Raw genomic sequence first — 13,951 nt, 5'->3', positions numbered from 1 at the left:
AAGATCGACAGCCAATTGGTGGGCGGCGTGCCATCGGGTTTCGGGTCGGCCCAGACATACCAGTCGGATTTGGGATTATTGCGGCTGGACCGGCTTTCGATGAACCATGGATGCTGCGCGCTGGTATGCGACAGCACCAGATCGATCATCACACGGATGCCCAGACGATGGGCGGTTTCGATCACCGCATCGAAATCGGCCAGCGACCCGAACATCGGATCGACATCGCAGTAATCGCTGACATCATAGCCGAAATCCTGCATCGGCGAGGTGAAGAAAGGTGAAATCCAGACCGCATCGACACCCAGCGACGCGATATAAGGCAACCGCTGCACGATCCCCAGAAGATCCCCGATACCGTCGCCATTGCTGTCCTGAAAGCTGCGCGGATAGATCTGATAGATCACCGCGCCGCGCCACCAGTCTTTGTCGATGGCGATGTCGAGGGTTGTGGCAAGTGCCGTCGTCATTTGTCTTATCCTGTACTAAGTAAGGCCCGTAACCTGCGGCGCGGGCGATGGTTTAAACTGTTACTTGACCGACCCGGCAAGAAGACCGCGCACCAGATAGCGCTGCATCAAAAAGAACACCGCCAGCGGCACCGCAATGGACACGAAAGCCGCCGTGGCCAGAATCTCCCAATTGCCGCCGCGCGTGCCCAGAAGTTCGACAATCTGGGCGGTCATGACGGTGGTTTGCCCCGTCGCGTCGATCAGAAACACCTTGGCGACCAGAAGGTCGTTCCAGGTCCACAGAAACTGGAAGATCGCAAAGGATGCAAGTGCCGGAAAGGACAGGGGCAGGATGATCTTGGTGAAGATCTGGAAATCGCTGGCCCCGTCGACGCGGGCATTTTCGATGATATCGCGCGGCAGCCCGACCATGTAATTGCGGAGCAAATATATCGCGAGCGGCAGCCCGAACCCCGTATGCGCAAGCCAGGTGCCCAGATACCCCTTGCCGATCCCGATTTCCAGATGCAGGCGCAAAAGCGGGATCAGCGCCAGTTGCAACGGCACCACCAGCAGGCCCACGACAGCGGCGATCAGCAAGGCGCGACCGGGGAAATCCATCCACGCCAGCGCATAGGCCGCAAAGGCCGCGATCACGATTGGGATGATCGTCGCGGGGATTGTCACTGTCATCGTGTTGAAGAACGCGCGCGTCATGCTGTCGGTGCGCCCGCCGCTGACCAGCACGGTGTCATAGTTATCCAGCGTGAATTCCGGTGGCGTGGTCGCCGTGGCAAAAACACGCTGTCCCCGGCCCGTCAATTCTTCGGGGCTGGTCCAGACATAGGTGCCATCCGCATCGACCGTGATCGTGACGCCATCACCCAGATCGGCGGTATCGCCCGGCACATAGGTATCAATCGCGCGCGAGGTGACGCCCCAGACGCTGATCTCGGCATCGGACGTTGCGCCGAACAGATTGCCCTGCACCACATAGACGCCATCCATCAAGGTTTGCGTGTCAGGGCTGTCGGTGCGCAGGGTCATGTTCTGTTCGGTGGGGAACAAAGATTGCCACCAGCCATTGCTGCTGATCTGATCGGACGTGCGGAAAGACGACACCAGCAGACCCACGGTCGGGAACAGCCAAAGCAGCACCAGCACCACGACAGAGATATGGACCATCCAGTTCAGCGCGGATGTGCGGCCAGCGATATTTTCCATCAGCGCATCTCCTTGCGGGCGTTATAGACGTTCCAGATCAGGATCGGGCTGACCAGCAGCATGATCACCATGGCGCTTGCCGAACCGACGCCCCAGTCAGAGGCGCGGAACAATTTGTCGAACATGTAATTGGCCAGCACCTGCGTTTCCCATTGCCCGTTGGTCATGGCGAAGACGATGTCGAACACCTTCAACACGACCAAGGTGATCGTGGTCCAGACCACGACGATGGTGCCGGAAATCTGCGGCATCTTGATCTTGAAAAACACCTGAAACGGGTTGGCACCGTCGACAATCGCGGCCTCGATGGTTTCTTCGGGGATGCCGCGCAGGGCGGCGGACAGGATCACCATGGCGAAACCGGTCTGAATCCAGATCAGCACCACCATCAGCAGGAAGGAATTCCACCCCGGAATGGTCAGCCATGTCTGCGGCACGCCGTAAGGATGCACATTGGTAAAGGCCCCATAGGCCAGCGACAGGGACGAATAGGCAATGAACAGCATCACAGCGATCAATACCACACGCAGGATGGCCGTGGCCCCCAGCCCCTTGTCGCGGATCGCCTGCACCGCCTGCCAAGCCAGATAAAGCGCAAGCGCGGCGGCAGAGATCATCAGCGCACCGGGCAACAGGCGCAGGATCAGAAATGACCCGATCCCACCTTCGAACTGCAACCAGATCGCGTTCAGCGCCCCGATCTGGTTCTGCCCCGCCGGGCGGGTGTCATAGATCAGCTTGAAAATCACCGAGGCGCCGACAAACGAAATCGCCATCGGCATGAAGATCAGCGATTTCGCAATCGCGCCCCATTTGATCCGGTCGGTCAGCTGCGCGGCCAGCAGACCAAAAGCAGTCGCGGCCGCAGGCACGATGATCAGCCAGAGCATGTTGTTGCGCAAGGCTTCCCAGAATTTCGGCTCGTTCATCATCTGGCGGTAATTGGCCAGCCCGACAAAGGCACCGCCCTGATTGCGGTCGGTCAGCGAATACCAAAGGGTCGCGACAACCGGATAGGCCAGATACAGCCCCAGCGCAAAGATCGCGGGAAACAGAAACAGCCACGGACGGATCAGATTGGCGCGGTTGATATTGCGCCCGGCCTGCGGACCCTTGGCGGGATACAGCACCTTGTCCAGGAATTGGTTGGAAAAATAAAAATAGGCCAGACAGCCGCCGACCCCGATGAAAATCGTCACAAGTCCCTGTAGTGCCGGATTCATAAACCGCCTCCCCGCGCGATGACATTCTTACAGATGACCCGACCTTAAGGCCGGATCATCCAAAGTCTAAGTCGAATCCGACTTACTGGATCGCGTCCCAGGAAGACTGGATGCTGGCAGCCACGTCCGCCGCATCGGCACCACCGGCATAATCAACCATGCCGGTCCAGAACGATCCTGCACCCACAGCGCCGGGCATCAGGTCCGATGCGTCAAAGCGGAAGGTGGTCGCATTCAGCAGAACATCGTTCAGACGGCGCGATGTGTCGTCGATGAACGCGTCAGGATCGACGCCCGTATGCGGTGTGAGGAACCCGCCCTTGGACATCCAGACTTCATGCGCTTCGGGGCTGCGCAGGAATTCGACCAGTTCCTGTGCGCCATCGGTCGGATTGGTGATGGCAAACAATGTGCCGGCACCCAGCACGGGTGCGCCCAGATCCTCGGCCTCATAAGCGGGGAAGTAGAAGAAATCGACATCCTCGCCGATCTCGGTCCCGTCAGGGAAAAACGCCGGGATGAACGACGCCTGACGGTGCATGTAGCATTGTGGCGGGCTGTCGAACAGGCCGCGCGGGCTGTCGCGGAAATCGGTGGTGGCGACGGCACCGGACCCACCGGCGACATAATCGTCGTTGCGCGCGAAGATCCCGAATTGTTCGATCGCATTGATGACCTCGGGGCTGTCGAAAGGCAGCTCGTTGGTGACCCAGGCGTCATAGGCTTCGGGCGGCTGCGTGCGCAGCATCATATCCTCGACCCAGTCGGTCGCGGGCCAGCCGGTCGCCGCACCAGACCCCAGACCGATGCACCACGGGGTGCCGCCGTCCTCGACGATCTGGTCGGACAGCGCGATCAGCTCCTCCATGGTTTCGGGGATTTCATAGCCCGCATCTTCAAAATTCTCGGGGCTGAACCAGACCAGCGATTTCAGATCGACGCGAAAGAACATGCCGAAAAGCTGATCTTCGCCATTCTGGTCGGTATAGGTGCCCAGATCGACCCAGGACTGACCCGCGGCATAATTTTCGCGGACCCAATCGGCGGTATCATCGGCCAGAGGCGTCAGAAAACCGCGGCGCGCCATATCTGCGGCCAGACCGGGCTGTGGGAACACGGCGACATTGGGGGCAGAACCGGATTCCGCATCGATCATGATCTGCTGTTCAAAGCTGTCGGAACCGACATAGCTGACGCTGGCACCGGTCTGTTCTTCAAAAATGCTGAAAATTTCAGCGATAATTTCAGCCTCGGGGCTCAGCCAGGGGCCTGCGACGGTGATCTGCTGACCGGCCAAATGGCCATCCGCCTGCGCAACCGTGCCCAAAGCCATTGCCGCCACACTGGCGTAAAGTTTCGTTTTCATAAAAATTTCCTCCCTTAACGCGATATCCGCGCGTTTATGGACATTGACTGTCCGATCCGCCCTTTGGCGCCTTGGAATCATTATTCTCAAAGCGCTTTGGATTTCGCGACAGTTGATCAACAAACGCCGCTTGTCAATAAGCTAGGCAAATCTGAAAAAAAGCCTTGGATTTTCATCGCATCGGCTTTACTGAAACGTTTACGGATAGATTGACAAAAGTTTTTTCTTGCTTTCTCTTATCCGCCGGATTGATAGCGCTTTGGAAGCCCCCGCCAATGAACCTCAAGCAATTGTCCCAAAAACTGGGGCTGAGCCAGACCACAGTCAGCCGCGCGCTGAACGGCTATCCCGAGGTGAACGAGGCGACGCGTCTGCGGGTCGAACGTGCGGCGGCGCAATATCATTACCGCCCCAGCAACCGGGCCAAGGGGCTAGCCACCGGCAAGGCGCTGGCCATCGGCCATGTGATCCCGATTTCCAGCAAACATGAAATGGTCAACCCGGTTTTTGGTGATTTCATCGCCGGTGCCGGTGAAACCTATGCGCGCCATGGCTATGAAATGATCCTGTCGACATCCGATGATGCGCAAGAAGAACAGATCTATCGTGGGCTGAAAGCCCGGCGCGCGGTGGACGGCGTTGTCGTGCACGGCCCCCGCATTGATGACGGGCGAATCCGATTGCTGCATGACATCAAGATGCCATTTGTGGTGCATGGCAGGTCATCGGGTGTCGATCTGCCCTATTCCTGGCTCGACATGAACAACCGGCATGCGTTTCAGCGCGCGACCGATTTCCTGATCGATCTGGGGCACAAACGGATCGGGCTGGTCAACGGGATGGAATTCATGGATTTCGCGGACCGTCGCCGCGACGGTTACACCAAAGCATTGATCGCGCGCGGTATTCCCGTCGATCCGGCCCTGATGTATGCGCGCGAAATGACCGAAACCTACGGCTATCAGGCCACCCGCGACATGCTGGCGCTGGACAATCCGCCGACGGCGTTCCTGTATTCCTCGCTCATTTCCGCGCTCGGCGCGCGCCGCGCCGTGGAAGAGGCGGGGCTGGTCATGGGGCGCGATGTGTCGATCATCACCCATGACGACGATCTGTCCTATCTCAAGAACGGCGATGACATCCCGATCTTCACCGCCACGCGGTCCTCTGTCCGGATGGCGGGGGCAAGGGTGGCGGAAATGCTGCTTGCCGCCGTCGCGGACCCCGACCTGCCGCATCAGCATGTCCTGCTGGAAGCCGAATTGATGGTGGGCCGCTCAACCGGGCCCGCCCCCCGAAAGGATTGACATGAACTTTACACGTAACGATTTCCCTGACGGGTTTCTGTTCGGGGCGGCCACCGCCGCCTATCAGATCGAAGGGCATAAATTTGGCGGCGCAGGCCCCACGCATTGGGACACTTTCGCCGCCACGCCGGGCAATGTGGTGCGCGCCGAAGACGGCGCGCTGGCCTGCGACCATTACCATCGTTTTGGTGAAGACCTTGACCTGCTGCGCGACGCCGGGATGGACGCTTACCGCTTTTCCACCTCTTGGGCACGGGTCATGCCCGACGGGCGGACGATCAATCCCGAAGGGCTGGATTTTTATGATCGCCTTGTCGATGCGATCCTCGAACGCGGGCTGAAGCCGTTTCAGACGCTCTATCATTGGGAATTGCCTTCGGCGCTGGCGGACGAGGGCGGCTGGACCAACCGCGACACCTGTCATGCCTTTGCCGATTTCACCGATGTGATCACAGACCGGATCGGCGACCGGGTGCATGCGATTGCGACGATCAACGAACCCTGGTGCGTGGCGTTCCTGTCGCATTTTCTGGGCCATCACGCGCCGGGCCTGCGCGATATCCGCGCCACGGCGCGCGCCATGCATCACATCAACCTTGCGCATGGCATGGCAATGACCCGGCTGCGCGGCAAGGGCATGCAGAACTGCGGCGTGGTGCTCAATTTCGACCATACCGAGCCGCAGGATGACAGCGCTGGTGCCGCGCGCGCCACCGCGACCTGGGACGCAATCATGAACCGCTGGTTCGTCGAGGCGGTGACCAAAGGCACCTACCCCGCCCCCGCGCTGGACGGTTTCGCGCCGCATATGCCGGATGGCTGGCAGGCCGACATGGCCGAAATCAGCCAGAAAATCGATTTTCTGGGCGTCAATTACTACACCCGCCACAAGGTGACCGAGGATGCCAGCGCGCCCTGGCCGCATCTGGCATCGCAGGAAGGGCCAGGTGCCAAGACCCAGATGGGGTGGGAAATCTACCCCGATGGGCTGCGGTCCTTTCTGACCCGGCTGGCGGCGGATTATGTGGGCGATCTGCCGCTTTACGTGACCGAAAACGGCATGGCCTGGGATGACCGGGTCGAAAACGGCGCGGTCGCTGATCCCGAACGGGCGCAGTTCATATCCGACCACGTCACTGCCACGCGCGCCGCGATTGATGCGGGGGCCAATGTGAAAGGGTTCTTCTACTGGTCGCTGCTGGACAATTACGAATGGGCCTTTGGCTATGAAAAACGCTTTGGCATGGTCCATGTCGATTTCGAGACCTTGAAGCGGATACCGAAAGCATCTTATCACGCGTTCAAATCCGCCATCGCGCGTTAGGAATTTCCCATGGCCCATCCCCCGAACACCTATGCGCTGGTCGCCGATATCGGCGGCACCAATACCCGTGTCGCGTTGGCCCATGGTCGCCAGATCATCGAAACCACGATCCGCCGCTATGCCAATACCGATTTTCCGGGGCTGGAATCTGTGCTGCGCCGCTATATCGCCGATGAAGGCGGGGTCGATCCGATTGCCGCCTGTGTCGCGGTGGCAGGGCCCGTGCGCGACGGGCGGGCGACGATGACCAATCTGGACTGGACGATCGACAAGACCACGCTGGCGCGGGCGACCGGGGCTGAAACCGTGTCCATCCTCAATGACCTGCAGGCGCAGGGTCACGCCTTGGGGTATCTGGATGCGGCCAATATCCGTACCATCCTGCCCGGCCCGGATGCCGGCGCGCAGGCGGCGAAACTGGTGATCGGCGTGGGCACCGGGTTCAACGCCGCCCCGGTTTTCGACCTGCCCGCAGGCCGGATCGTGACGCCATCGGAAAGCGGCCACGCCAATCTGCCGATCCGCAACGAGGTGGAATTGCGCCTGTGTCAGTTCGTGTCCACCGCGCATGGCTTTCCGGCGGTGGAAGACGTGCTGTCGGGCCGCGGGCTGGAACGGGTCTATGCCTTTCTGGGCAACGAGGCGGGCGATCCGCGCGAATCCGCCGCACAAGACATCATGGCGGCCTGCGCCGATGGCAGCGATCCGCGCGCAGTGGCGGCGGCCCAGATGTTCACCCGCATCCTTGGCACGGTTTGCGGCAATCTGTCCCTGATCCAGCTGCCGTTCGGCGGGGTTTACCTTGTCGGCGGGGTCGCGCGCGCCTTTGCCCCGCATCTGACCGGTTTCGGCTTTGGCGAATCCTTCCGCGACAAGGGACGGTTTGCCGGGTTCATGTCCAATTTCGCGGTTCATGTGGTGGAAGACGATTATGCCGCCCTGACAGGATCGGCCGCCCATCTTGTCGCCCTGACCGCAGGTGATCAACCGCCGGTCTGACATCATGATCCCGGCCTTTCCGCCAGTTGGTCCTGCACGACCTGCGTCAGATCGTTCAGCGAAAACGGCTTGGGCAGAAACACTGAATGCGGGATCTGTGGCTGCCCGTCGTTGAACGCATCCTCGGCATAGCCGGAGACGAAAACCACCGGCGTGCCCGGCCTGCGCGCCAGCCTGCCGTACCCAGGTCGGCCCGTCCTGCCCCGGCATGATCACATCGGTGACGAAGAGATCGACCATCAGGCTGTCATCCTCCAGCATGGTCAAGGCGGTTTCCGCGCAATCGGCCTCCAGCACATGATAGCCGCGCAGCCGTAGCGCGCGCGAGGCGAAGGCGCGCACCGGTGCCTCATCCTCGACCAGCAGGATCACGCCGCTCGCGGGGCTTGCCTGCGGCCTGCGTTGCCGGAGCGTGGCGACAGGGGGTGACAACGGCAGGTCATGGCCGGGGAAAAGCAGCGAAAATTCGGTGCCCTTGCCGGGTTCGCTGTCGGCAAAGATAAAGCCGCCGGTCTGTTTGATAATCCCATAAGCCGTGGACAGGCCCAGCCCGGTGCCCTCGCCCGGCCGTTTGGTGGTGTAGAAAGGTTCGAATATCTTGTGCAGGTTTTCCGCGCTGATCCCATGGCCGTGATCAATCACCTTGACCACCACATAATCGCCGCGGGGCACGACAGCGCGGTCCTTGACCATCGGTTCGGCCAGATGCAGGTTCTGGTGACAACACGGATGGCGCCCTTGCCCTGCATCGCGTCGCGCGCGTTGACGACAAGGTTCATCAACACCTGTTCCAGCTGCCGCTTATCGGCCCTGATCGGCAACAGGCCGGGGCTGTGATCCAGCGTCAGCGTCACCTTTTCGCCCACCAGCCGGTTCAGCAGATGCGTCAGGTCCGACAGCGTTTCACGCAGATCCATCACCTCTGGCAAAAGCGTCTGTTTGCGCGAAAAGGCCAGCAATTGCCCCACAAGGCTGGCCGCGCGATTGGCGTTCTGATGGATCTGGATCAGGTCGCTGTAATTCTGATCGCCTTCATCATGGCGCAAAAGCAGCAGGTCGCAATGGCCTGAAATCGCGGTCAGCAAATTGTTGAAATCATGCGCCACCCCGCCGGCAAGCTGGCCGATCGCCTGCATTTTCTGGCTTTGCACGAATTTCGCTTCCAGTGTTTTCAGCTCTGTCACATCGTCAAGCACGGCGATCAGATGCGGGTCCGCGCTGCCGCCCGCCGCATTCAGCGTGACCTGCACGAATGTATCCTGACGCGCACCCCGGCCTTGCAGGAACTGGGGCGACCGCCCGCCGCGCCCTTCAATCGCCTCGCGCAGCCAGTCGCAGATCGGCCGCCCCAGACCGTCAAGCAGATCGGTGATCGTCAGATCCTGCCCATCCGCAATCCCCAGCAATTGCCGCGACTCGCGATTGGTGCCCAGAACCGCGCCCGAGGCGGCCAGTTTCAGCAAGGGAATTGGCAATTCCTCGATCGCGTGCCAGCCGGCGGTAAAGAAACGTGGCCCGTCCCCATGTTGATCGACCAGCAGATAAAGATTGCGCGCCCCGTTCAGCCCGCCAGTCAGCGCGGCAATCACCGAAAGCGGCCCATTACCGGTTTTCACCACATGGCGCTGCCCGCTGGCCAGCGGCAGGTCATCGAACAGATCATCCAGCGACGTGACATCCCGCCCGATCAGCACGCGCATCGCCGTATTGATATGCAGAACCCGATCATCCTTGCCAAGCGCGATCATCGGCAAAGGCAACCGGTCCTGCGCCCGTGCCGTCGCCGCGCGCAGATCATCCATCCGCCACAGGAACCGTGTCTGCGACAATGCCACCACCGACAGGCCGAAATGCCCTTGCCGTGTCACCAGATTTTCGGTGCCGCTGCCCTGCTGCCGTGCGCCGCGGATCAGACGCCGCAGGGGTGGGCCGGGGTCGGCCAGAACGCTGCCGAACGCATCCGTGACCGACCGGCCCCGCCAATCGCCGAACCAATCCGCCGCGACCTGATTGGCATAGCGGATTCGGCCGGATTGATCGGTCAACAGGGCGCAATCAGGCTGCGTGCCGATGACCCGTATTGCGATCTGGTCAATCTGCGCCTGTCGCCCTTGCGCAAAAACGCAATACCCCGCCAGCGCCGCCGCAACGAGTTTCAGCACAGCCCCGACGACCAGCAGCGGCCCCGCCCCGGCCCAGAGCGCGGCGATGATCACCACAAACCCGGCCAGCAACAGCCAACGCGCCCAAAGCGAGAATTTTACCGGATCGGCCGAAGCCATGGCAATGGATGGAAAGGCGGCCACACAACACCCGTTCACTCGTTCAGCACAACCCTACATGTGAAAGGATTAAGCCTTTCTTAACGCGACATAAAAAAGGAAGATTTACAACTAAAAGTTGCTCAGCGCGCCAGGATGCACAAATAGAACCCGTCGCCATCCGGCCCCGGCAGCACCTGATCGCGCAGCGCCACCCGCCAGCCGGGATGCTGCGCCAGAAAGCTGTCGATGATATCGTCATTCTCTGCCCGCAGCACCGAACAGGTCGCATAGGCCAACACGCCACCCGTCCCGACCAGCTTTGCCGCCGCGGCGATCACATCGGCCTGAATGGCGATCAGCGCCTGCAGACGGTCGACATCCAGCCGCCATTTTGCATCCGGCGTGCGCCGCCATGTGCCGCTGCCGCTGCAGGGCGCATCGCAGAACACCACGTCAAAGGGCGCGTGACCCGGCAATTCAGCACTGGTCAGTGTCCGGATCGTCACACCGGCGCGCTGCGCCCGGTCTGGCAGATCCTTCATCCGTTGCGGTGCGATGTCATGGGCAAAGACGGTGGCATCGGTCAGATCGGCAAAGGCCAGCGCCTTGCCCCCGCCCCCGGCGCAATAATCCAGCAGACGCGCGCCCACCGGCACCAGCCCGACGGCGCGCTGCGACGACGCATCCTGCAATTCCACAAGCCCGGTCAGATAGGCGGCGGATGACTTGACCCGGCGCGGGTTGTCCCGCACGCGCAGGCATGTGGCCACATGCGCGTGGGGTGCGGTGGCGATGCCGTCCTGTGCCAGCATTGCCATTGCATCATCCACGCTGCCCTTGCGCTGATTGATGCGCAAAAACACATCGGCGCGGGTTTGCTGGGCCTGTGCGGCCGCGACAGCATCGGCACCCAAGGACGCCTGCCATGCGGGCCAGAGCCAGTCGGGGATATCGCAGGAGGCTGGCGCGGAAAGATCCAAAGGCATCGAAAACGCGGCAATCTCTTCTTCACTCAGCACGTCAGGCGCGTGACCTATCCCATTGAAGATATTGTCAAGATCAACGCCATCCCGCTGCAGCAACCGCGCCATCAGCGCGCGCCCATCGCCGTCGCCCAGCGAATGTTTCGCGCGCAGCGCATCATAGACGTGATCGCGCACCGCCGCCCGGTCCTTGGCCCCGGCATAGCGGCTGCCGCGCGCCCAGGCGGTCAGCGCCTGTTCGGCGAAGGCGCCGTCCCTGATCTGGTCCAGCACAATGATCGCTGCGGCAACCCGCGCGCCGGGTGTCATCAGCCGATCCGGTAATTGGGGCTTTCGCGGGTGATCTGCACGTCATGGACATGGCTTTCCTTCAGCCCCGCCCCGGTGATTTTCACGAAAGTGCAGTTCTTGCGCATCTCTTCGATCGTCGCATTGCCGGTATAGCCCATCGCGGCGCGCAGCCCGCCGACAAGCTGATGCACCACCGCATGGGCGGAGCCTTTGTAAGGCACCTGCCCTTCGATCCCTTCGGGGACCAGCTTGTCGCTGGCCGCCTCTTTCTGGAAATAACGATCTGCCGATCCGCTGGCCATGGCACCCAAAGACCCCATGCCGCGATAGGATTTGAAACTGCGGCCCTGATACAGGATCACCTCGCCGGGGCTTTCATCGGTGCCCGCGATCATCGATCCAACCATGGCGCAGGACGCACCCGCCGCAATCGCCTTGGCGAAATCGCCGGAAAACTTGATGCCACCATCGGCGATCACCGGCACATCGCCCGCCGCCTGCGCGCAATCCATGATCGCTGTCAGTTGCGGCACGCCGACACCGGCAACCATCCGGGTGGTGCAGATCGATCCGGGGCCGATGCCGACCTTGACCGCATCGGCACCCACGCCGATCAGGGCGCGCACAGCCTCGCCCGTGGCGATATTGCCGGCGACGATCTGCACCTCATTCGACAGCGCCTTGACCCGTTCGACCGCGCGCGCCACACCTTCGGAATGGCCATGCGCGGTATCGATCACGATCATATCGACGCCAGCGTCGATCAGCGCCTGCGACCGTTCAAATCCCGCATCCCCCACGCCGGACGCCGCCGCAACGCGCAACCGGCCAAGCGCATCCTTGCAGGCAGAGGGGTTCAGTACCGCCTGTTCGCTGTCTTTCAGCGTCAACAACCCGGTCAGCTTGCCGTCACCATCGGTGATCAGCAGCTTTTCGATGCGGCGGGCCTGCATCAGCGACCGCGCCTCATCCAGATCGGCGGGTTCATGCAGGATGGCAAGGTTGTCGGAGGTCATCATCACGCTGACAGGGGTGTTGTCATCCTGCGCGAAACGCATGTCGCGGTTGGTGACGATGCCGACGACACGGCCATCGGGGCCGACGACGGGAAAACCGGTGATGCGGTAAATCTCCATCATTTCCTTGGCATCGGCCAGCGTCTGATCGGGGCGCAGGGTGACAGGTTTATAGACCGTGCCGGACACGAAACGTTTGACGCGGCGGACCTCATCGGCCTGGGCTGCGATATCAAGGTTCTTGTGGATCACCCCGATCCCACCCGCCTGCGCCATGGCGATGGCCATCCGCGCCTCTGTCACCGTGTCCATGGCGCTGGACAGCAACGGGATATTCATGCTGATCGAATTTGTGACGCGCGTGCGGGTATCCGCCGTGGACGGCAACACACTTGAGGCCGCAGGGACCAGCAGAACGTCATCAAATGTCAGGGCTTCACGAATCTCCATCAACCTGTCTCCTGTAGGGGGCTGTTGGCGCGTCCCTATCGCATGGATGGGGGCCAGCCGAAAGGTCAAATCACCGCTTGAAGCCGCAAAGACGCGCGCGCATGTTGCGGCATGGCCTTGCACGATCCCTCCTCCACCTACAGCACGTTGCGCCGCATTCTGCGGGTCGCGCTGCGCTTTGGCGCGGTGCTGGCGCTGGTGGCGCTGGCGGCATTCGGATTCGACTGGCTCAAATCACAGATCGCCCTGCTGGAAAGCGATGCCTCGGCCCGCGCGATGACCGGGCTGATTGTCGCGGTGCTGGTGGTTTATGCCCTGCTACTGGCGATGCCCTTCGTGCCGGGGGTCGAGATCGGGATCGCGCTGCTGATCATTCAGGGGGCGTCGGTGGCGCCTTTCGTCTATCTGGCGACGGTGGGCGGGCTGGGGTTGGCATTTGCACTGGGACAAAACCTGTCGCTGCTCTGGATGATCGGCGTGCTGCGCGACATGCGGCTGCACCGGATCGCGCATTGGCTGGACCGGATCGACGCCGTGCCGCGCGTGCAAAGGCTGGAAGCGATGCAGGAAAAACTGCCCGGCTGGCTGGTGCCTTTCGTGGTGCGCTATCGCTATGCCACGGTGGCGATCGCGATCAACACGCCGGGCAATATCGCCATCGGCGGCGGCGGCGGGATCATGTTGGCGGCGGGGCTGAGCCGGCTGTTCAGCACCCCCGCGATGCTGGGTCTGGTGGCCTTTGCCACCGCCCCCGTGCCGCTGGTGGTCTGGCTTTGGGGGGTCGAGGTGCTGCGCTGACCTGCGCCGATAGCAATGCCGTTCCCGTCGCCCGGATTGACGGATACGGCCCTTGGCTTTGCCCCTGTACCTTGTATCAAGATGCAAACGATAACAGGCACCTTTCCATGACCACCAATCCTCTCGTTATCTTTACCCCCTCGGGCAAGCGGGGGCATTTCCCTGTCGGCACCCCGGTGCTAACGGCCGCGCGGCAATTGGGGGTCGATCTGGATTCCGTCTGCGGCGGACGCGGGATCTGTTCGAAATGCCAG

Annotated in this window: 10 protein-coding genes and 1 pseudogene; 4 read left to right on the top strand and 7 right to left on the bottom strand. The window is 61.6% G+C overall.

The window, feature by feature from the left end:
* The 4 genes from ACK4TM_RS14125 to ACK4TM_RS14110 form a co-directional block, all read right to left on the bottom strand.
* Positions 1-470, bottom strand: a 470-nt coding sequence (locus ACK4TM_RS14125; RefSeq protein ID WP_409702360.1) for an alpha-amylase family glycosyl hydrolase, incomplete at its 3' end; no start/stop codon positions are given.
* A 60-nt stretch (positions 471-530) separates the two neighbouring features.
* The gene (locus ACK4TM_RS14120; RefSeq protein ID WP_409702358.1) at positions 531-1,676 is read right to left on the bottom strand and encodes a carbohydrate ABC transporter permease; all 1,146 of its coding nucleotides are present in this window, start codon (positions 1,674-1,676) and stop codon (positions 531-533) included.
* Positions 1,676-2,899, bottom strand: a complete 1,224-nt coding sequence (locus tag ACK4TM_RS14115; RefSeq protein ID WP_409702356.1) for a carbohydrate ABC transporter permease — start codon at positions 2,897-2,899, stop codon at positions 1,676-1,678. The genes ACK4TM_RS14120 and ACK4TM_RS14115 overlap by 1 nt, the downstream gene beginning before the upstream one ends.
* An 82-nt stretch (positions 2,900-2,981) precedes the next feature.
* Positions 2,982-4,265 carry an ABC transporter substrate-binding protein gene (locus ACK4TM_RS14110; protein WP_409702354.1) on the bottom strand — a complete coding sequence of 428 codons (1,284 nt, stop codon included), beginning with the start codon at positions 4,263-4,265 and terminating at the stop codon, positions 2,982-2,984.
* Between the two features lie 275 nt (positions 4,266-4,540).
* Here ACK4TM_RS14110 and ACK4TM_RS14105 point away from each other — a divergent pair, with 275 nt between their 5' ends.
* The 3 genes from ACK4TM_RS14105 to ACK4TM_RS14095 are packed head-to-tail and all read left to right on the top strand — an operon-like array spanning position 4,541 to position 7,895.
* Positions 4,541-5,572, top strand: a complete 1,032-nt coding sequence (locus tag ACK4TM_RS14105; RefSeq protein ID WP_409702352.1) for a substrate-binding domain-containing protein — start codon at positions 4,541-4,543, stop codon at positions 5,570-5,572.
* Position 5,573: 1 nt separating this feature from the next.
* Positions 5,574-6,896 carry a GH1 family beta-glucosidase gene (locus tag ACK4TM_RS14100; protein ID WP_409702350.1) on the top strand — a complete coding sequence of 441 codons (1,323 nt, stop codon included), beginning with the start codon at positions 5,574-5,576 and terminating at the stop codon, positions 6,894-6,896.
* A 9-nt stretch (positions 6,897-6,905) separates the two neighbouring features.
* Positions 6,906-7,895 carry a glucokinase gene (locus ACK4TM_RS14095; protein WP_409702347.1) on the top strand — a complete coding sequence of 330 codons (990 nt, stop codon included), beginning with the start codon at positions 6,906-6,908 and terminating at the stop codon, positions 7,893-7,895.
* Between the two features lie 2 nt (positions 7,896-7,897).
* On the opposite strand, the pseudogene ACK4TM_RS14090 reads toward ACK4TM_RS14095, so the two are convergent.
* The 3 genes and pseudogenes from ACK4TM_RS14090 to guaB all read right to left on the bottom strand — a co-directional run bounded on the left by ACK4TM_RS14090 (position 7,898) and on the right by guaB (position 12,899).
* A pseudogene (locus ACK4TM_RS14090) lies at positions 7,898-10,177 on the bottom strand (ATP-binding protein).
* A 122-nt stretch (positions 10,178-10,299) separates the two neighbouring features.
* Positions 10,300-11,451, bottom strand: a complete 1,152-nt coding sequence (locus ACK4TM_RS14085; RefSeq protein WP_409702345.1) for an RsmB/NOP family class I SAM-dependent RNA methyltransferase — start codon at positions 11,449-11,451, stop codon at positions 10,300-10,302.
* Positions 11,451-12,899: an IMP dehydrogenase gene (guaB, locus tag ACK4TM_RS14080; RefSeq protein ID WP_409702343.1), complete on the bottom strand. Its 1,449-nt coding sequence runs from the start codon at positions 12,897-12,899 to the stop codon at positions 11,451-11,453. The genes ACK4TM_RS14085 and guaB overlap by 1 nt, the downstream gene beginning before the upstream one ends.
* 111 nt (positions 12,900-13,010) lie before the next feature.
* On the opposite strand from guaB, the gene ACK4TM_RS14075 reads away from it, so the two are divergent.
* Entirely contained in the window at positions 13,011-13,697 is a 687-nt protein-coding gene (locus ACK4TM_RS14075; protein WP_409702341.1) for a hypothetical protein, read from the top strand.
* The last annotated feature ends 254 nt before the right edge of the window (positions 13,698-13,951 follow it).

The organism is Yoonia sp., from assembly GCF_046292185.1.
In the GTDB taxonomy this organism is placed as follows: Bacteria; Pseudomonadota; Alphaproteobacteria; order Rhodobacterales; family Rhodobacteraceae; genus Yoonia.
The sequence above is the reverse complement of the archived record's forward strand: the minus strand, read 5'-3'. Positions and strand labels throughout refer to the sequence as shown.

Coding starts and splice junctions, on each gene's coding strand:
- ACK4TM_RS14120 (WP_409702358.1), bottom strand. CDS start 1,676: ATGGAAAATATCGCTGGCCGCACATCCGCGCTGAACTGGATGGTCCAT.
- ACK4TM_RS14115 (WP_409702356.1), bottom strand. CDS start 2,899: ATGAATCCGGCACTACAGGGACTTGTGACGATTTTCATCGGGGTCGGC.
- ACK4TM_RS14110 (WP_409702354.1), bottom strand. CDS start 4,265: ATGAAAACGAAACTTTACGCCAGTGTGGCGGCAATGGCTTTGGGCACG.
- ACK4TM_RS14105 (WP_409702352.1), top strand. CDS start 4,541: ATGAACCTCAAGCAATTGTCCCAAAAACTGGGGCTGAGCCAGACCACA.
- ACK4TM_RS14100 (WP_409702350.1), top strand. CDS start 5,574: ATGAACTTTACACGTAACGATTTCCCTGACGGGTTTCTGTTCGGGGCG.
- ACK4TM_RS14095 (WP_409702347.1), top strand. CDS start 6,906: ATGGCCCATCCCCCGAACACCTATGCGCTGGTCGCCGATATCGGCGGC.
- ACK4TM_RS14085 (WP_409702345.1), bottom strand. CDS start 11,451: ATGACACCCGGCGCGCGGGTTGCCGCAGCGATCATTGTGCTGGACCAG.
- guaB (WP_409702343.1), bottom strand. CDS start 12,899: ATGGAGATTCGTGAAGCCCTGACATTTGATGACGTTCTGCTGGTCCCT.
- ACK4TM_RS14075 (WP_409702341.1), top strand. CDS start 13,011: ATGGCCTTGCACGATCCCTCCTCCACCTACAGCACGTTGCGCCGCATT.